Origin of the sequence: Exiguobacterium sp. 8A, from assembly GCF_902506275.1 — a bacterium.
GTDB classification, from domain to species: domain Bacteria; phylum Bacillota; class Bacilli; order Exiguobacteriales; family Exiguobacteriaceae; genus Exiguobacterium; species Exiguobacterium profundum.
The window spans coordinates 392,994-411,138 of the sequence record NZ_LR733630.1 but is presented as its reverse complement, the minus strand read 5'-3'; the positions used below and the strand labels follow the sequence as shown (position 1 = coordinate 411,138).

The 18,145-nt window shown below is 47.9% G+C and carries 21 protein-coding genes; 1 reads left to right on the top strand and 20 read right to left on the bottom strand.

All coding sequences use genetic code 11. The features are described 5' to 3' along the window. Window positions 1-36: 36 nt before the first annotated feature. The 20 genes from GVY42_RS02085 to prsW all read right to left on the bottom strand — a co-directional run bounded on the left by GVY42_RS02085 (window position 37) and on the right by prsW (window position 17,055). A complete protein-coding gene (locus tag GVY42_RS02085; protein WP_159562132.1) occupies window positions 37-570 on the bottom strand; it encodes a ReoY family proteolytic degradation factor in 534 nt (177 codons plus the stop codon). Window positions 571-606: 36 nt separating this feature from the next. Further along, complete coding sequence (locus GVY42_RS02080; RefSeq protein WP_159562131.1) at window positions 607-1,881, bottom strand: tetratricopeptide repeat protein; 1,275 nt, start codon at window positions 1,879-1,881, stop codon at window positions 607-609. 29 nt (window positions 1,882-1,910) lie between these two features. After that, entirely contained in the window at window positions 1,911-3,161 is a 1,251-nt protein-coding gene (gene aroA / locus GVY42_RS02075) for a 3-phosphoshikimate 1-carboxyvinyltransferase (protein ID WP_159562130.1), read from the bottom strand. Further along, a complete protein-coding gene (locus GVY42_RS02070; RefSeq protein WP_159562129.1) occupies window positions 3,158-4,213 on the bottom strand; it encodes a 3-dehydroquinate synthase family protein in 1,056 nt (351 codons plus the stop codon). Before GVY42_RS02070 ends, aroA begins: the two co-directional genes overlap by 4 nt. Next, a complete protein-coding gene (aroC, locus tag GVY42_RS02065) occupies window positions 4,207-5,370 on the bottom strand; it encodes a chorismate synthase (protein WP_159562128.1) in 1,164 nt (387 codons plus the stop codon). The genes GVY42_RS02070 and aroC overlap by 7 nt, the downstream gene beginning before the upstream one ends. A gap of 9 nt (window positions 5,371-5,379) precedes the next feature. After that, complete coding sequence (locus GVY42_RS02060) at window positions 5,380-6,159, bottom strand: protein-glutamate O-methyltransferase CheR (RefSeq protein WP_159562127.1); 780 nt, start codon at window positions 6,157-6,159, stop codon at window positions 5,380-5,382. Between the two features lie 101 nt (window positions 6,160-6,260). Then, entirely contained in the window at window positions 6,261-6,680 is a 420-nt protein-coding gene (gene ndk / locus GVY42_RS02055) for a nucleoside-diphosphate kinase (protein WP_015881469.1), read from the bottom strand. A 92-nt stretch (window positions 6,681-6,772) separates the two neighbouring features. Further along, window positions 6,773-7,735: a polyprenyl synthetase family protein gene (locus GVY42_RS02050; protein ID WP_159562126.1), complete on the bottom strand. Its 963-nt coding sequence runs from the start codon at window positions 7,733-7,735 to the stop codon at window positions 6,773-6,775. A 3-nt stretch (window positions 7,736-7,738) separates the two neighbouring features. Continuing rightward, window positions 7,739-8,440, bottom strand: a complete 702-nt coding sequence (locus tag GVY42_RS02045; protein ID WP_015881467.1) for a demethylmenaquinone methyltransferase — start codon at window positions 8,438-8,440, stop codon at window positions 7,739-7,741. Between the two features lie 20 nt (window positions 8,441-8,460). Then, entirely contained in the window at window positions 8,461-9,033 is a 573-nt protein-coding gene (locus GVY42_RS02040; protein WP_015881466.1) for a heptaprenyl diphosphate synthase component 1, read from the bottom strand. Between the two features lie 126 nt (window positions 9,034-9,159). After that, window positions 9,160-9,432 carry an HU family DNA-binding protein gene (locus GVY42_RS02035; protein ID WP_015881465.1) on the bottom strand — a complete coding sequence of 91 codons (273 nt, stop codon included), beginning with the start codon at window positions 9,430-9,432 and terminating at the stop codon, window positions 9,160-9,162. A 109-nt stretch (window positions 9,433-9,541) separates the two neighbouring features. Further along, the gene (locus tag GVY42_RS02030; RefSeq protein WP_159562125.1) at window positions 9,542-10,252 is read right to left on the bottom strand and encodes a hypothetical protein; all 711 of its coding nucleotides are present in this window, start codon (window positions 10,250-10,252) and stop codon (window positions 9,542-9,544) included. 5 nt (window positions 10,253-10,257) lie between these two features. Continuing rightward, window positions 10,258-10,458 carry a DUF2768 domain-containing protein gene (locus GVY42_RS02025; RefSeq protein WP_015881463.1) on the bottom strand — a complete coding sequence of 67 codons (201 nt, stop codon included), beginning with the start codon at window positions 10,456-10,458 and terminating at the stop codon, window positions 10,258-10,260. 96 nt (window positions 10,459-10,554) lie between these two features. Then, window positions 10,555-11,580 (bottom strand): NAD(P)H-dependent glycerol-3-phosphate dehydrogenase, encoded by a 1,026-nt coding sequence (locus GVY42_RS02020; protein WP_159562124.1) that lies wholly within the window; start codon window positions 11,578-11,580, stop codon window positions 10,555-10,557. 17 nt (window positions 11,581-11,597) lie between these two features. Beyond that, window positions 11,598-12,908: a ribosome biogenesis GTPase Der gene (gene der / locus GVY42_RS02015; protein WP_015881461.1), complete on the bottom strand. Its 1,311-nt coding sequence runs from the start codon at window positions 12,906-12,908 to the stop codon at window positions 11,598-11,600. A 137-nt stretch (window positions 12,909-13,045) separates the two neighbouring features. After that, the gene (gene rpsA, locus GVY42_RS02010) at window positions 13,046-14,194 is read right to left on the bottom strand and encodes a 30S ribosomal protein S1 (RefSeq protein WP_015881460.1); all 1,149 of its coding nucleotides are present in this window, start codon (window positions 14,192-14,194) and stop codon (window positions 13,046-13,048) included. 154 nt (window positions 14,195-14,348) lie between these two features. Next, window positions 14,349-14,972 carry a 1-acyl-sn-glycerol-3-phosphate acyltransferase gene (locus GVY42_RS02005; protein WP_159562123.1) on the bottom strand — a complete coding sequence of 208 codons (624 nt, stop codon included), beginning with the start codon at window positions 14,970-14,972 and terminating at the stop codon, window positions 14,349-14,351. Continuing rightward, complete coding sequence (gene cmk, locus GVY42_RS02000; protein ID WP_074037194.1) at window positions 14,969-15,643, bottom strand: (d)CMP kinase; 675 nt, start codon at window positions 15,641-15,643, stop codon at window positions 14,969-14,971. Before cmk ends, GVY42_RS02005 begins: the two co-directional genes overlap by 4 nt. Before the next feature lie 74 nt (window positions 15,644-15,717). Beyond that, a complete protein-coding gene (locus GVY42_RS01995) occupies window positions 15,718-16,383 on the bottom strand; it encodes a flagellar brake protein (RefSeq protein WP_074037195.1) in 666 nt (221 codons plus the stop codon). 15 nt (window positions 16,384-16,398) lie between these two features. Continuing rightward, a complete protein-coding gene (gene prsW / locus GVY42_RS01990; RefSeq protein WP_159562122.1) occupies window positions 16,399-17,055 on the bottom strand; it encodes a glutamic-type intramembrane protease PrsW in 657 nt (218 codons plus the stop codon). A 107-nt stretch (window positions 17,056-17,162) separates the two neighbouring features. Between prsW and GVY42_RS01985 the strand changes: the two genes are divergently transcribed. Then, the gene (locus GVY42_RS01985) at window positions 17,163-18,134 is read left to right on the top strand and encodes an asparaginase (RefSeq protein ID WP_159562121.1); all 972 of its coding nucleotides are present in this window, start codon (window positions 17,163-17,165) and stop codon (window positions 18,132-18,134) included. The last annotated feature ends 11 nt before the right edge of the window (window positions 18,135-18,145 follow it).

Genomic DNA, 18,145 nt, shown 5'->3' with positions numbered 1-18,145 from the left:
AACAAGCGCCTACCGGAACGGAAGCGCTTGTTTTTTTCAAAATAATTTAGATGATCGCACTTGATGAAGTTGAGTCGTCAGATTACGAAATAAATTTTCGTCCCGTCGATCGAGCGCCTTATCGATTTCAATCAGCAATCGTTCTTCTTCAAATTGAGCAACCGATGCTTGAATGATCGTTTGAGCAGAAGACGAGACTTCATCTCTCACTTCTGCCACCGGTTCAAACGGATTCTGTTCGACGATGTCGACCCAGTTCTCATCGATCATCATGCCTTGAAAATTTAACTCTACATAGATTGGCCCATCGTGTAGACGGATGTCATGATAAGCCTTCTCAGGATTCATGGTCACAAGGTCTCCCCGTCGGTATCGAAACGGTTCACCGTCAAACCCGTACGCTGTCATCACGAGACTACGTGGTGAGACCGAAGCGTTTGTCACGAAATGAACGTTGCCAAGCTTTTCAGGATGTCTTAACCAATAGTCAAGAATCCACTTTGCTTCACGTTTCCGAAGCGTATGATGAGCGACGAATCGCTTCAAAAAATTACGTTTCCGCTCGACCATCTGACCTCATTCCCTTCCCTTATTCATTCTACTTATTCATTCTACGTCATCAGACAATTGTTCGAGCTGTTCTTCGAGCGCTTGGCGATCATCGAGGTCGACAACCAATGCAAGCGATTGCTCGACCACACGTCGCGCGTCTTGTCTACGACCTTCCTCTATCAACAGTGTAGCCCATTCCGTCACAAATGACACGTCCTCTTTCATCATCGGTTCAATTGAGGCATATAGACTGACCGCTTCGTCGTACGCTTCGAGCTCATATTTCGCCTTCGCCTTATACCATGTCATGAGCGGCGACGTCGCATGATCTTCGAGTGCATCGATGGTTTCGAGAACATCATCGAATTCTCCTGCTTCAAATAAAATCGATAAGAGCAATTCGGTCGCTTGTAACGACTCTGGATTTAACACGAGCGCCTCACGAAGTTCTTTAATGGCACCGTCCCGATTTCCGAGTTTGAGAAGCAGTCTTGCTTTGACGTGGCGTAGTTCATCATTATAATCGTCGCGCGTGATACCTTGATCGACGATCTCAATAGCCTCTTCTGTTTGCCCGATTGCATCGAGTGCCTCGGTATAGGGCAAGTAGAGCGACGTGAAGTCTGGGTCCATCGCCTGAAGCTCTTTGAACTGCTTGATCGCCACTTCCTCACGTCCGATCCGATGAGCCGTCATCGCATGACCGAAGACGGTGTTCAAATCGCGATGTGTGGCCCGCTCATATTCTTCGAGCGCCTCTTCAAACGATCCGACCATCGTGAGGGCCTCCGCGTAATCCGCTTGATAGTCGATTTCAACCGGCAACTTCATCTTTGGAAGTCGCGCATACAGTGGAATGGCTTGTTCAAATGAACCGGTAGAGGCATACAATTCAGCCAATCCATAGATGAGTAAAGGTTCATCCGGATTCTTCTCGAGCGCCTCCATCAGTTTCTTCACTGCCACTTCATCCAATCCTTGCGATTGATACAGATCAGCGAGGAGGACGAGGCTCCTCACTTGCGTATCCGCGTCATCCGATTTGATTTTTTCAAGCACGGCAATCGCTTCCTCTTCACGGTCACTATCCAAGTACGCTTCCGCCAGCGATAGGGCGACATTCGGGTCTCCCTCATAGTCGACGTATAGTTTTGAGAGAACGGCTGTCGCCCGGTCGGCAAGACCTAACTCTAAATAGAGGTCGGCGATGGCTAAACGGTCATCATCCGACCCTTCCTTCTCAAGTTCTTCTAGATGCATGAGTGCATGTTCCGTCTCACCTGACTCAAGCATCTCGATTATATGTGTTAAAGCTGATTCATCTAGCATGGTTCGTCCTCCTGGGCTTCGGTTTGTCGTTATTCTATCTTACGTTGAACCCGTTGTAAATCTTCACGGAATCGAGGATAACTGACATCGGATGCCTCGATCCCCTCGATGTGAACGGCTTCATCGGTCATGAGTGACGCAATCTGTAACATCATGGACAAGCGATGGTCTCCGTAAGTCGAGACATCTCCTCCATGAAGGCGACTCGGATTGACGATGAATCCGTCCTCAGTGCCGACGATGTCCACACCTAACTTCCGTAGTTCCGAGACGACCACGTCAATCCGGTCAGTTTCTTTCACGCGCAGTTCCGCTGCGTCTTTCACGATGGACGGTGAATTCGCTTGAGAGGCGACGAGTGCGAACAGTGGTAATTCATCAATCTGTGAAGGAATTAAATCCTTTTCGACGACTGTGCCGGTTAGCTCACTCGTCGTGACCGTGACGTCTCCGACTCGTTCTTCACCGACCAATCGTTCGTTCGAAATGACGACATTCGCACCCATCCGTTCGAGCGTACGTAAAAATCCAATCCGTGTCTCATTCAAACAGACGTCCTTCGTCATAACTGAACTGTCTGCCACCATGGCCGCCCCTGCCCAGAAAAACGCAGCCGATGACGGGTCTGCCGGTACGTCGACCGTACATCCTGTCAATGACGAGGGTTCGACACGGATGACGCGTAACCCTTCCTCGTTTACAATCGATAGCTTCGCACCAAACAGGGGCAACATGCGCTCGGTATGGTCACGTGACAACATCGGTTCTCGAACAATCGTTGTACCCGAGGCATGTAAGCCCGCGAGCAGGACGGCCGACTTCACTTGGGCGCTTGCGACCGGTAACGTATAGTCAATGGATCGAAGCGTCGTTCCTTCGATGACGAGGGGTGCCATATCCCCTGTCACGTGTGCGCCCATGTTTCGTAAAGGCTCAGTAACGCGTCGCATCGGACGCCGGGATAACGATTCATCGCCTACGAGTTCAAACGACCCATTATAGCTGGACAAGAGACCGATCAGTAGGCGCATCGTCGTACCTGAATTCCCACAGTCTAGACGTGCCGAGCGCGGAGACGCAGTCCCCTTAATGACTAGTTCGTCTTGCAGTTCTGTCACGTCGGCTCCAAGTGATAGAATCACCTCGAGCGTCGAACGACAATCGGCACCGAGGAGTGGATTCCGCACGTGCGTCGTCCCGTTCGCCATCATCCCGAATAACAGTGCCCGATGTGTGATGGATTTATCACTCGGTACACGGATAGAACCGTTTAAACTCATCGTTCCCACCATCCTTTCATCTGTTCAAACGTATGTCGAAGATGTTCGAGCTGTACCGACTCCACAGTGATCGTTTCACGAAGTAACACAAAACGAATTACACCATGTCGGTTCTTTTTATCCAGCATCATTTTTTCCACGTAGTGGTCGAATGGTTGCCAATCGATTGGCGTGACGTCGTTCGAACGCATCCAATTGAACAATCGCTTCGCTCGAACTTCATCTCCTGACACGAGGAAAGCGAACACCATCCCGTGTAAAACCGCTTCCCCATGTGGGATACGATAGGCTTCCACCGATTCAAGGGCATGACCGAACGTATGCCCGAAGTTAAGCCAAGCACGAATGCCTTGTTCTCGCTCGTCCGTCTCGACAATGGTTTGTTTCACTCGAATCCCACGGGCAAGCCACGACACCCAATCCAATCGCTCATTCTCGTTCAAGTCTAAAAACAAGTCGTCCTCGAAAGAAGATTCGAGGACGTAACGTGATAAGTACGCATGTTTCAATAACTCACCGAGACCGCTTCGCACTTCCTGGACGGGCAAGGTATTCAGTCGACTGACGTTGTAATAGACGCCTGACGGTTGATAGAATGAACCGATTGCATTTTTCGCAAAGGGGTGATTGACTGCCACTTTGCCTCCGACAGCCGAATCGTGAGCCAAAATCGTCGTTGGCACTTGTATGTATGGAACGCCTCGCATGTAGACACTTGCTAGAAAACCAGCCAAGTCGCCGATCATTCCACCGCCAAAGGCGACAATCAGTGTTTGGCGGTCACATCCGTGGCGCAACCCTTCTGCGACAAGCTGCTCGAGCTGAGATAGCGATTTCGACGCATCACCTGCTTCGACGACGGACGAGACGACGTGGGAATGGGTCAGATTCAACGTAGAACGGAACGACTCTCCGTAAAGAGACTCGACATGTTTATCCGTAACGACCCATAGCATCGAATAACTAGACCAATCAACTGAATCGATCCAACAATCCTGATTGTCCAAGACGACTTCGTATGGGATCGATGCTGAGATTGAAATCGTTACCATATTCGCAACTCCTCCCGATACTCATCGACCCGATGTTTGATTCGTTCCATCGTGTCGTGCCCGAACGTCTCACAAACTTCCTTCGCGACTTCAAATGCGATGACTGCCTCAACGACGAGGGAAGCGGCAGGCACAGCGCACGAGTCACTCCGCTCGATTTGAGCTAAAAATGCCTCTTTCGTATCGATATCGACCGATTGTAAGGGTTTATAGAGCGTAGGAATGGGTTTCATGACGGCTGAACAAAGGATTGGCATCCCCGTAGTCATGCCCCCCTCAAATCCACCGAGATGGTTACTGAGTCGCGTATACCCATCATCCCCGTATGCGATCGGGTCCATCACTTCAGAACCCGGGCGATACGCCATTTCAAACCCTTCACCGAATTCAACACCTTTAAATGCGTTGACACTCATGACCGCTTGTGCGATTTTAGCATCCAGTTTACGGTCGTACTGCACATACGAGCCAAGTCCCGGTACAACACCATGTACTTCTGTACACACGATTCCACCAATCGAGTCTCCATTTGCCTTGGCCTCATCGATTCGACGCATCATCCGCAACGCGGCCTCTTCATCTAACGTACGTACCGGTGAGGCATCAACGACCGCTTGTGCTTCTTGAAGCGAATCAAATGTGCACGACTCCGCCCGTTCCCCACCAATCACTTTGACATAACTAAAGAGGGATACCCCGACTTGTTGAAGGAGTTGCTTACAGAAAGCCCCGACCGCTACACGAGCCGCTGTTTCTCGTGCGCTCGAGCGCTCCAATACGTCACGTAAGTCTCGATGGTCGTATTTCATCCCACCGACCAGGTCAGCATGTCCAGGTCTCGGTCGAGAGACGCGGCGTTTCACTTCGATATCGCTCTCAATCGGTTCAGCCTGCATGATGTGTTTCCAATGCGTATGGTCTTTATTCTCAATCCAAAATGTGATGGGTGCACCTGTGGTCACGCCATGCCGTATGCCCGAGCGAACTTCTACCTGATCGGACTCGATTTGCATGCGGCGCCCTCTACCGTAACCCGATTGACGTTTTTTTAACTCTGCATTGATTTGAGAAATATCTACAGAGAGTCCGGCCGGGGCCCCTTCAATGATGACCGTCAGACCGGGACCATGTGATTCACCAGCTGTCAAATAACGCATCCGATCACCTCATCCATCCATTTTTTCATAAAAGAAACTTTGCTTCATTGCATAGCCGTAACGTTTCGGTTGGAAAATTTGTTCCGTCCCACCGACAAATAGCATCCCACCTGGACGTAACGCCCGCTGGAACGACGTATATACCTTCTCTTTCGCCTCTTCAGTGAAGTAAATCAAGACATTTCGACAGACGATCAAATCAAAATTTCGTTCGTACACATCCGCTAACAAGTTATGCTTTTTAAACGTCACCAGTTGCTTGATTTCATCTGAAATATAATAGTCGTCGCCACGACGGGTAAAGTAGCGCTTCTGAAACTCCTCCGGCAAATCGATGAGCGCCCGTTCATGGTACTTTCCTTGCTTCGCTTTTTCGATGACGACATCATCTAAGTCCGTAGCCATAATTGAAAATTGAGATGGGGCAAGATGTTTCGACAACAACATGGCAAGTGAGTATGGCTCTTCTCCGGTTGAACAGGCAGCACTCCATACGCGAAGCTTCCCTTGACTCGAGCGAATCAGATGCGGGAGGATATCCTCTTCAAGCTGTTGCCAACGAATCGGGTTGCGATAAAATTCACTCACATTGATTGTCATTCGGTCGAGAAACTCTTCATAAAGTTGACGATCTGTATCCATCGCCTTCAAATACTCTAAAAACGATGCATACCCCTTCTTTTCGCGTAGTGCGACCATACGGCGCTTCATCTGCGCCTCTTTATATAAGTTCAAGTCAATACCCGACTTGATATAAAACTTTTTTACAAAGATGGCATAATCATTCATCACCAATTTCAACCTCAATTCTTTCTCATTTCCGCATTCTTGTGACCTCAGGCGATTCAAAGGGAATCAAAAAGGGACAGGTTTCCCCGTCCCTCGAAAAGTCATGAAACGTGTGAAGCCACTTCAGCGAACCAAAGTGAGAGTTCACGTTCCGCGCTATCCACACTATCAGAACCATGAATCACGTTTTGTGACATCGTCGATGCAAAATCACCGCGAATGGTTCCTGGTTGAGCATCCACCGGTTTCGTCTTCCCGATCATTAAACGAGAGACGGCCACGATGTCTTCCCCTTCCCATTCCATCGCAACGACAGGACCAGAAGTCAAAAACTCGACCAATTCACCAAAGAACGGCTTTTCTTTATGCTCTGCGTAGTGTGCCTCTGCGACCTCAACTGACGGTGTCACCATTTCGAGACGGTTCAACGTATATCCTTTGTTTTCGAAGCGTGAGATGATTTCCCCAATCAATCCACGTTTTACCCCATCAGGTTTAACCATTAAAAATGTCTTTTCCATTCCCCAAATCCCCCTAAGTCTATAAATGTGTACGTTGTACGTATTTAGTGTACACGGTCCAACACATTTTTGAAAGGGGTTACATGGGGCATTTACCATTTGCGTTTCCCAATATATTGCGCAATTTCAATTAACGACCGCTTGTCTGGAACATCCGGCAACCCGTCTAGTCGGCTGATGGCACGGTTGACGTAACGATCAATCGTCCGTTGACTGCGTTCTAACGTTCCGTTTCGTTGCACTTCCCGGACGAGAGATTTCGTCACTTCCGTATCCGTCGAGGCGTTCACTTGACGGAGGCGTTCATAAAAGTCGGAATCCTCAGATGAATATAGGAGCGGTAACGTTTTATGACCGTGCTTCAAATCTTCCCCGACCGGTTTACCGAGCTGAAAACTCTTAGCGGTAAAATCAAGCAAGTCATCCGTCATTTGAAAAGCCATACCGATGTCATATCCAAACAGACTTAATTGCCTCACGATTTGTGGAGACGCTCCAGAGATGACAGCTCCTGCCGCACAACTCGTTTCAATCAACAGAGCGGTCTTTCGCGCAATCCGATCTAAATAGCGCTTCGGTGATTGCCCCCACTCAAATTGATCTTGGATTTGATTGATTTCACCGACACAGATTCGTTCCATCGTATCTGCCATGATGCGCATCACTTCTGGTGAATCAATTTCGGATACGAGACGAATCGCTTCTCCGAATAACGTATTCCCTGTATACATCGCTACTGTTTCATCATATCGTTCCATCACGGTTGGTTTGCCACGACGGAGCATCGCGTCATCGATGACATCGTCATGGACGAGTGATGCCATATGAATCAACTCAAGACTTGAGGCAACTTTCGTCAAACGGATATCTTTCGTCTCACCAAACCCGGCGCTCAGTAAGACGAAGGCGGGTCGGATGCGCTTGCCACCGGCATCGAGTAATTGGCGCGATGCCGATTCAATGACAGGGTGGTCCGTCCTGACTCGAGTAGATAAGAATTGATCGATTTGATCAATCTCTCGGTTCATATGACGATAAAGTCGCTTCAAAGACATGGTTCACCACTTCTTTCCTAGATGCATGGCACATGCACCTCCGGAGAATGTCTTCACTTCGACTTGTTCAAACCCGGCATCTTCGAACATCCGCTTGAGAGTCAAACGATCTGGGAACTGATCGGTCGACTCCTGCAACCACTTATACTGATCGTATGAACCGGCAAAGACCTTTCCAAAAAGCGGCATGACCGTTCCAAAGTAAAAACGGTACAACTCTTTAAAAAGCGGTGCTGTCGGTTGGCTCGTCTCGAGACAAACAACCGTTCCACCTGGTTTCAAGACACGGTGCATTTCACGCAAGACCGTCATATAGTCCGGAACGTTTCGGAGTCCAAATCCGATTGTGACATAGTCAAAGGAGTTGTCACCAAACGGAAGAGCCATCGCATTTCCATGAAGCAATTCGATGTTCGGCCAAGATTTGACCTTTTCCTCTCCCACTTTTAGCATGTTCTCTGAAAAATCGAGTCCTTTCACAACTCCCGTGTTTCCGGCAGCATCCGCTAATTGAATCGTCCAGTCAGCAGTCCCGCAACAAACGTCTAAACATTTAGCCCCCGGAAAGACGTTCATTTTTTTCATCGTTGTCCGTCGCCACCATTTATGAAGTCGGAAGCTGATAATCGAGTTCATCGTATCGTAGCTCGGAGAAATGGACTGAAATACTTCGTATACTTTTTGCTCTTTTTCTATCGGTTGCAACGCGTAACATCCTTTCCGTTCTAAGCGACCGCATGCGCGAGCAACGTCGTAAGTTGCTCCTTTTGGTCTTGTCTAAGCGCTGTCGCTTTCTTTTCAATCATTCGTTTCCCGCTCGTTGTCAAATAAGGTTGTTCAATCAGTTCGGAAAGTGTTTGAATCAATCCGACGTTCGCTTCGAGCCAAACGTTCATTGAAACGTTCTTCTCAAGCAATAAGGTGCACTTCGCCGCATTGACCCGCTGTACAGACTGACCGAATCGATCACTGTATGATGATGGAAAGTCCGTCAAGATTTTATAAAACTGAGCCGATGCAAAGTCCCCGGCGAGCACTTTTAATTGGCGTGCCAAAGATCCGTTCGGGCTGCTGTTTACTTGGTCGTGTAAATCAAGCGCTTGATGTGCGAAATAGGTTGCCATCACGAGTTGTCGATGCTCAATCGATTCCAAATCAATCATCTCGACCATCCAACGAAGCAATAACATGTCGACGGCTGGTACAACCTCGTGTTTCGTCAAATAGGGATGATTCATACGTGTTTCGATTTGACGAGCAAGGTCTGTGACAACGAATTCATTTGTCAACTGTTCCATGCTATCCCCCCTCGTCCACTTCATTGTCATTCTGACATAGTATAGCACATTTTTGTCACATTCACGTCATTCGAACTCGTAAACCCAACAAAAAAAGCCGCCTTTCGGCGACTTATGTATTGCAGATTACTTGACCGCATCTTTGAGCGCTTTACCTGCTTTGAATGCAGGAACTTTGCTCGCTGGGATTTCGATATCTTCTTTTGTACGTGGGTTACGACCTTTACGGGCAGCACGCTCACGAACTTCAAAAGTACCAAAACCGATCAATTGAATTTTCTCACCGTTTTGGAGTGCTTCAGTGATTGATTCAAACGTAGCTTCTACGATTTTCGTTGCTTCTTTTTTAGAAACATCGGCTTTCTCAGTAACAGCTTGGATCAATTCAGTTTTGTTCATCACGATTCACCTCCTCTCACAGGGAGTTTACGGGATTAATCATATCGTACAAACGTTGATATGACAACATTTTTTGCATGATTTCGCGACATTCACTATCAAAACAGGTTCAGTTGTTTAAAAAAACGACTTCTCCTCGTTCATCAATTGTGTATCCTTGCGAATAAGCTGGGGCGAATGGAGCATCTTTATAGAGCAAATAACGAATGTCTTCGCCAATTTCCGGTGACTCATCCGTCTTTTGAAGCGCTTCCTTCACATCTTCTCGATAGTCTACAAACAGTTGTCCCGTGCCATCCACATAGATCGGAAGTTCACGATCTGAATAAGGACTTGGAATGGACGGCTCTTCTGTGACAAAGATTTTATCATAATCGAGCGTGAACTGATTCTTACCTAATGATCCGTCAAATGGGAACTTGCCTTCTTTTGCCCGAAATGCGTTGATGTTCGTTTGAAGTTGTTGCAACCGCTCAGACACACGCAAATCGATCAGCTTCACGGTCGGTTCCGTCTCGACATCGACGAGGATATATTGGAACAACCCGCCACCTTCGAAACTATTCGCCGGTGGGTCCGCTAAATAGCCAGGCACGAGACGAGCGAATTCAACTGGGTAACGCTCCATGAGAGGCGTTTCTGCTGGTTTCGTTTTGATTGGCAATACCCCAGATTGCTCACGATAGGCATTGACCGCACTTTGTACCGTATTCAATTGATCTTCGTACGGGATATTGTTGGCCCGCTCTGATTCAGGAAACATACATCCCGCTAACAGTGTCGTCAAAACCAGACTGATAGCGACAATCTTTTTTTTCATCACGTTTATCCTCCAGTCGGTCCTGAGACGACGACAAAAATCATAATTACAGTCCCAAATAAGAAAATGATGAAAGCAATCAGTCTGACGAGCGTGGCGAACCAACCGCTCAGTTTCGTATGACTGAGTGCGACCATTAATGCAGCGATGGCGAAAGCTCCGATCCCTGCGAATGATATCCACATTTTGATGAGTGACGGTGTCACGTCTATCCCCCTACTTTCTCTATGTTCTCCAGACTTCAAGTTTAGCAAAAAAAAGCGAGGAACTGAACGAAAACGTCAGTTCCTCTCTCAATCTGTCTATTCTTCAAAATGAAAAACTTGTTCCATCTCGTGTTTTTGCGGGCGTCTCATCAATTTTTTCACTTCATCATGAGGACTCTTCCCTTCAAACAACACGTTATAGAGAGCCTCTGTGATCGGCATCTCCACACCCGCTTCTTTGGCGAGGGAATGGGCTGCTTCACAGGCACGGACGCCTTCGACGACCATTCCCATGTTCCCGAGAACGTCTTCTAATTTTTCACCACGACCGATGGCGTTACCAGCTCGCCAGTTACGGCTATGTTGTGACGTCGCCGTCACAATCAAGTCTCCGATCCCTGTCAATCCTGAGAACGAGGCAGGGTTCGCTCCAAGCTTCACGCCAAGTCGAGCAATTTCGACAATCCCACGAGTCATGAGGGCAGCTTTCGCGTTGTCCCCATAACCAAGCCCATCCGTCATACCCGCCGCTAGGGCGATGATATTTTTCAGTGCTCCACCGTACTCGGCTCCTACGACATCAGAATTCAAGTACACGCGGAACTGATCGTTTGTGAGGAGCTCCTGCACTTCATCCGCGACATCAAGGTCGGCACATGCGATTGTGATGGTCGTCGGTTTACGGACCGCAACCTCTTCAGCATGAGTCGGTCCAGTTAATACACCGATTGCCCGACGCTTAGAAGGATCGATTTCTTCGGCGATGATTTCTGAAAGGCGCTTATGCGTTTTTGGTTCGATCCCCTTCGCGGCATGAACGATGGTGACAGGTTCCGTCAACAATGTGTTCAATTCCTTTGAGACAGGACGAATCGCCGAACTCGGGACGACGAGAAAGACGATACTTCGACCGTCTAACGCTTCTTTCAAGTTCGTCGTCGCACGAATTGAGTCAGGTAATGGCGCGTCTTTCAAATAAAACGAGTTCGTATGTGACGAATTGATTTCATCCACATGTTCTTGTTCACGTCCATAGAGCAGGACATCATGGCCATTATCCGCTAACACGAGCGAGATGGCCGTTCCCCAGCTCCCCGCTCCGATGACAGCTACGTTTGCCATAAGTGGCACCCCCGTTATTAGTTTTTCTGACGAGCCACGATGTGAATCGGTGTCCCGGTGAAGTCAAATGCTTTACGGATTTGATTCTCTAAATAACGTTTATACGAAAAATGCAACAACTCAGGATCGTTGACAAACAAGACGAACGTCGGCGGCTCGATGGCCACTTGAGTTGCGTAGTTGATCTTCAATCGTTGTCCTTTATCCGTCGGTGTCGGGTTCATCGCGACTGCATCGACGATGACATCGTTCAATACGCTCGTCGAGATACGACGGCGATGTGTTTCTGCCACTTGTTTGATGACAGGCAACAATGTCTGCAAGCGTTTTGACGTGAGCGCTGATAAGAAGACAACCGGCGCATAGTCGAGGAATAAGAATTCTTGACGAATCTTCTCTTCCATCTTCTTCATCGTCTTATCATCTTTTTCGACGGCATCCCATTTATTGACGACGATGACAATCGCCTTCCCGGCTTCATGCGCGAGACCTGCGACACGCTTGTCTTGCTCGATGATTCCTTCTTCCCCGTCGAGGACGACGAGAACCACGTTCGAGCGTTCAATCGCCTTTTGTGCGCGCATGACACTATAGCGCTCTGTCGATTCATATACTTTTCCGCGTTTACGCATACCTGCCGTATCGATGATGACGTACTCTTGTCCGTCACGTGTGAACGGTGTATCAATCGCATCGCGAGTCGTACCCGCAATGTTTGAAACGATGACACGCTCTTCACCGAGGATTGAGTTCGTCAAGCTTGATTTCCCTACGTTCGGGCGACCGATCAATGAGAACTGAATCACGTCTTCGTTGTATTCGTACTCGTCTTTTTCTGGAGCGAGTTCAAATACTTGGTCTAACAAGTCACCGAGTCCTAACCCGTGCGTACCCGAAATCGGGAACGGATCTCCGAATCCGAGGGAATAAAACTCATACATGAGATCTCGCATTTCAAAGTTATCGACTTTGTTGACGGCAAGAACGATCGGTTTATTCGAACGGAACAACAAGTTCGCAACCTCTTCATCAGCCGCCGTGATACCTTCACGTCCATTCACCATGAAGATGATGACGTCCGCTTCATCGATGGCGAGTTCCGCCTGATGACGCATTTGAACGAGCAACGGCTCGTCCCCTACTTCGATCCCACCTGTATCGATTAAATGGAACTTACGGTTGAGCCACTCTCCTGTTCCGTAAATACGGTCACGTGTGACACCCGGTTTATCATCGACGATCGAGACACGATCACCGATGATACGGTTAAAAATTGTGGATTTTCCGATATTCGGACGGCCAACGATGGCCACTACTGGAATTCCCATAACAACACCTCACTAACTTTCTATCAAAATTTCATCATTTCATCATTTCGAAACGCAACTTACCTATCATATCACAGGCAAAATTAAGTGACCATACAAAAAGAAGCGGGAGCATGACTCCCGCTTGAACGATCATCTTATTTAGAGTCGTCCGAAGAATCATCACCTGTCAATTCCGAGACAGAGAATCCTCCTTGGTCGCTATATTCATCAAGTAACGCTTGATCATCATCTTGACGAGTCGGTTCAGATGATTCGAGCGCACGCATCGACAATGAGATTTTCTTATCATCGAGATGAACATCTAGCACCTTCACCTTCACTTCTTGGCCTTCTGACAAGACTTCAGACGGCGTCGCGATGTGACGGTTCGCAATTTGCGAGATGTGAAGCAGACCTTCCACTTGTGGTGCGACTTCGACGAACGCACCGAACGTCACGAGACGTTTGACAGTTCCTTCGATGACATCTCCCGGCTGGATCTTCCCTTCGATGGTTTCCCACGGACCAGGTTGTGTCTCTTTAATGGAAAGTTTCACTTTTTCATTATCTAAGTCGAGCCCGAGCACTTTCACTTTCACGCGGTCGCCTTCAGTTACGACGTCGCTCGGCTTCTCGACGCGGCTATGTGCCATTTCCGAGATGTGAACGAGACCGTCCACGCCACCGATATCGACGAACGCCCCAAAATCAGTTAATCGTTGGACTGTTCCTTCGATTACTTGTCCGACTTCAAGCGATTCGAGCGTTTCTGATTTCTTCGCGCTCATCTCTTCTTCGACAACTGCTTTATGTGACAAGATGACGCGATTTTTTTCGCGGTCAATCTCGACGACTTTTACGGTAATTGGGTTATTCAAGTATGACGAGAAGTCTTCGACGAAGTGACTTTCGACAAGGGATGCAGGGATAAATCCACGGATTCCAATATCGACGACAAGACCACCTTTGACCTTATCTTTCACCATCACTTCAAACACTTCACCTGATTCGAATTTTTCAACGATGCGATCCCATGCTGCTTCGGCATCGACGTCTTTTTTCGAAACGACTACTTCTTCGTCCGTGACCTTTTTCACTTTGACACGAATCTCGTCGTTCACTTGGAGTGATTCGTTTAAATCGTCTAGATGCATGCTTGATACTTCGCTAATTGGCAAAATCGCTTCGGTTTTATAACCGATATCGATCAGCGCTTGCTTATCCTCGATTTTGACGACTGTTCCGGTCACAATTTGACCACGATTAATTTCAAAATCAGGCATATCTTTCATTTCTTCGACCATTCCAACACTACCCCCTCACGATGAGTACAAAAAGGAGCGCCAAAGGCGCTTACACCTAGTATAAATCTCTTATAATTCCGAGAATTTGTCAAGGCGTTATGAAGATTGTACCTCTATTGAAAGAAGTTTAAACCTCAATTCCACAATCCGTTTTTTACTTCGTGAACGAGTGCTTCAAGTAGAGTTCGGAAATCGTATCCATGATCAAGTCGGCCGCTTCTTGCGCACTCGCCTTACGTGCTTTCAATTCTGACAAGTCGATCGGCTTCCCGATAACGACACGGAGTTTTGCGCGAAACTTATACTTGCCAATGATGGCAATCGGTAAAATGTGTGCATCCGAACGCATCGCAAAAAAACCGACACCGGCTTGCGCCTTTCCAAGCGTACCGTCTTTTGAACGCGTTCCTTCCGGAAAGATAGAGATGACTTCATCCTCTTTCAACTTTTGAAGCACGACACGAAGCGCTTGTCGGTCACCTTCCCCACGAGATACTGGAATCTGACCTGCACGCTTCAAAATATGCTTCAGTACCGGGACACTAAAAAGTTCTTTCTTCGCAAAAAATCGGAGCGGACGCTGCTTTGGAATCGCACATGCGAGAAGCACCGGGTCCCAATTTGACTGATGGTTCGAACAGACAAGGATCGACCCGTCCATCGGAACATTCTCCCGACCGATGAATTCGACCTGAAACGAGAAGCGTTGAATGACGTTCACGACGCCTCTCGCCAATCGATACATGCCGAACGGTCCATTGTTTAATGGCTTGCTCATGCTTTCACCTCTTCAATTAATCGTTCAATTGCTTGAACCACTCCGTCAATGGACAACGTCGTCGTATCGAGGAAATGGGCATCTTCAGCTTGACGGAGAGGTGCCACTTCACGCTCAGAATCGCGTTTGTCACGAAGCGCAATCTCTTCGATCAGTTGTTCATAGTCGCTCGGGATGCCTTTCGAGATATTTTCTTCATGGCGACGACGGGCACGTTCTTCGACCGAAGCGGTCATAAACACTTTTAAATCGGCATTCGGCAAGACATGTGTTCCGATATCGCGGCCGTCCATGACGACACCGCCTTCTTTAGCCAAATCACGTTGAAGGTCCATCAAGGCATCACGCACTTCAGGTTGACGTGCGACGAAACTGACGTTATTCGTCACTTCACTCGAGCGAATGACAGACGTCACTTCTTCCTCACCGTCAAATACGCGTTGTCCCTCTTCCGATGGGACGAGTCGTAATGACATGTCCTCGATCATCTGAGCAAGTGCTGGTCCATCTTCGAGCGCAATCCCTTCGTTCAAGGCGCGATACGTTACCGCCCGATAGATTGCACCTGTATCGATGTACACATACCCTAATTGTTTCGCAAGCGACTTGGCAATCGTACTTTTCCCAGCACCCGCCGGTCCGTCTAAAGCAATTTGTAATGATTTTTTCATACAAAACGGGTATCGAGTGTTCCCGATACCCTCCTCCTCTCGGTCAATAATCCCGAGAACATCATAACAGTTTTTTATCTTGAAGAAAATACAGACCCTGTCCGCTTTCGCGCTTCAAGCTGAACACGGAAGCAGTATCGTAAAATCGTCTCTTGGTCACGAGGGGTCAAATCTTCAAATGCCAGAGACAGTTCTTCTTTCACTTCCTGTTTATGTATGCGCACAAGACGGCTCTTAAGACGGAAGTTCTGGGGCGAGCCATGCTCATCCTCAATTCGAAACACGACAATCAGGGACTCATCTACTTCGATTGGAGCGCGGTTGGCGATGATTTTCATCCCCCCAGCAGATATGTCAAGAGATGTTGTTTCGAACGATTCGAAACTTTCCTCATCGGTTGCAAGAACGGTCACGTCAATCATTTCTGGAACACGTAAATATTCACGACGCTGAATCCGTTTGATTTTTTTCTCATCTGGCAAATTGAACGCATAGCGTAATGTCATTTGGGCATCGCTGATTCGCTTCACGACTTTCGTGTCGAATGCGAACAGCTGATTGTCTCCTTGGAAGAAAAAGACCCGCATGGCCTCCTCTTCATGTAAAAAAAATGTTTTGAGCGTCATCATGTCACTCGGCGACTCAATCCATACGACTTGATCGGTTATGGCTGCAATTTTCGTTTTTCCCTCTGCACGCCCTTCCACTTCGATTCTCAGTTCTTGACCTTCTTTTAACATACTGATTCTTCCCCTTTATTTAAATTGTCGACGATTGGACAAGTTTGCCGCTCGCACGAGTAAAAGTGCCACGGTCCATAAAATGACGATATAAAGCACGGCAGGAAGCTTTTGATTCGGTTCGAGTATCAAAATCAAATCAAACGTTCCGTGGATGACCGTCGCAGAAAAGATTGCCATGAACAGCCAGATCCGTTCTCGAATCGAATGCTTCGCTCGTCCTAAGCAGTACCCCATCACGACCGCGAACAAAGCGTGCCCGCTCACAGGCAGGATTGCTCGCCAAATCGCAATTTCTAATGAATCGTACACCCATAAGTATAAAAAATTCTCTAAAGTCGCAAAGCCTAATGAGCAGGCGACCGCATAGAGAATCCCGTCGTAGTAATCATCAAAGACTTTATGTATATATATTGTATAATAAATCATAAACCATTTAAAAAACTCTTCAAGCAGGGCAGTGGCGACATACGCCTGCCAAAACGGTCCAGTAAGCACTCCCTCTTCAACGAACGCATATTGGATAAACATGATCGGGAACACGAGAACGGCTCCGGCCACGAAAGAACGAATCACATATCCGAGCGGTTCTGCCTCCAACTCATGGCGTAGATAGAAGTAGGAAAGAAGGGCGAGCCCAGGTGCAACCGCAGACAAGGCGATTGCGATCATGATGCATCTCTCCTTTCTCTCCCTAGCATACACTGAATTGTCTGAAAGAAAAAGTAGAGAACGCCTAGAAAATGGAAATCTTCATAAAAATAATTAGGAGGACACTTATGAATCATTTATTACTGATCCACACCGGCGGTACTATCGCCATGTCACAATCCGGCACAGGACACGTCGAACCGAGCGATGTCAATCCAATCGACGCCACCCTTCCGAAAGCGACGGATATTGCTCACATTACAACAAAGCACTTTTCAAATATCCCGTCACCTCACATGACTCCAGAGAAGATGCTTGAATTGGCACAGTTCATCCAACGTGAACTGACACAAGACACGTATGACGGAGTCGTCATCACGCACGGTACCGATACATTAGAAGAGACGGCTTACTTCTTACAAATCACGCTCGGTGCGCCTGTCCCAATCGTGTTGACAGGAGCGATGCGGTCCTCGAACGAGGTCGGTTCGGACGGAGAATTTAATTTGATTACAGCGCTTCGCGTCGCAAAAAGCGAAGCGGCTCGTGGAAAAGGCGTGCTTGTCGTTTTCAACGGTGAGATTCATTCGGCATTCAACGTGACCAAAACGCACACGTCTTCAGTCGACACATTCAAGTCTGTGCACTTCGGTAACGTGGGTATGGTCACAAAGGACCATGTACTCATCTATAGTCAACCAGCGACGAGACAACCGAAAATGATTCCGTCCATCTCAAAACGTGTAGCCGTGTTGAAAGTCGTCGCAGGAATGGAACCAGATTTACTTGAATCTGTAATCACGCTTGGGTACGACGGACTCGTCCTTGAAGTGTTAGGGCAAGGAAACGTTCCGCCGACCCTCTTGTCCGCACTAGAACATTTAGTCAAAGAGATTCCCGTCGTGATTGTCAGCCGTTGCTTCAACGGAATCGTTCAAGATGTTTACGGTTACGACGGGGGTGGCAAACAACTGAAAGAGATGGGTGTCATTTTTTCAAACGGATTGAATTCACAAAAAGCTCGTTTACGACTCCTCGTCGAACTCGAGTCCGGCTCATCCCAGTCAGTCATGGAACATAGCTTTAGCTTCCAGCAATAACCTTGCGCAAC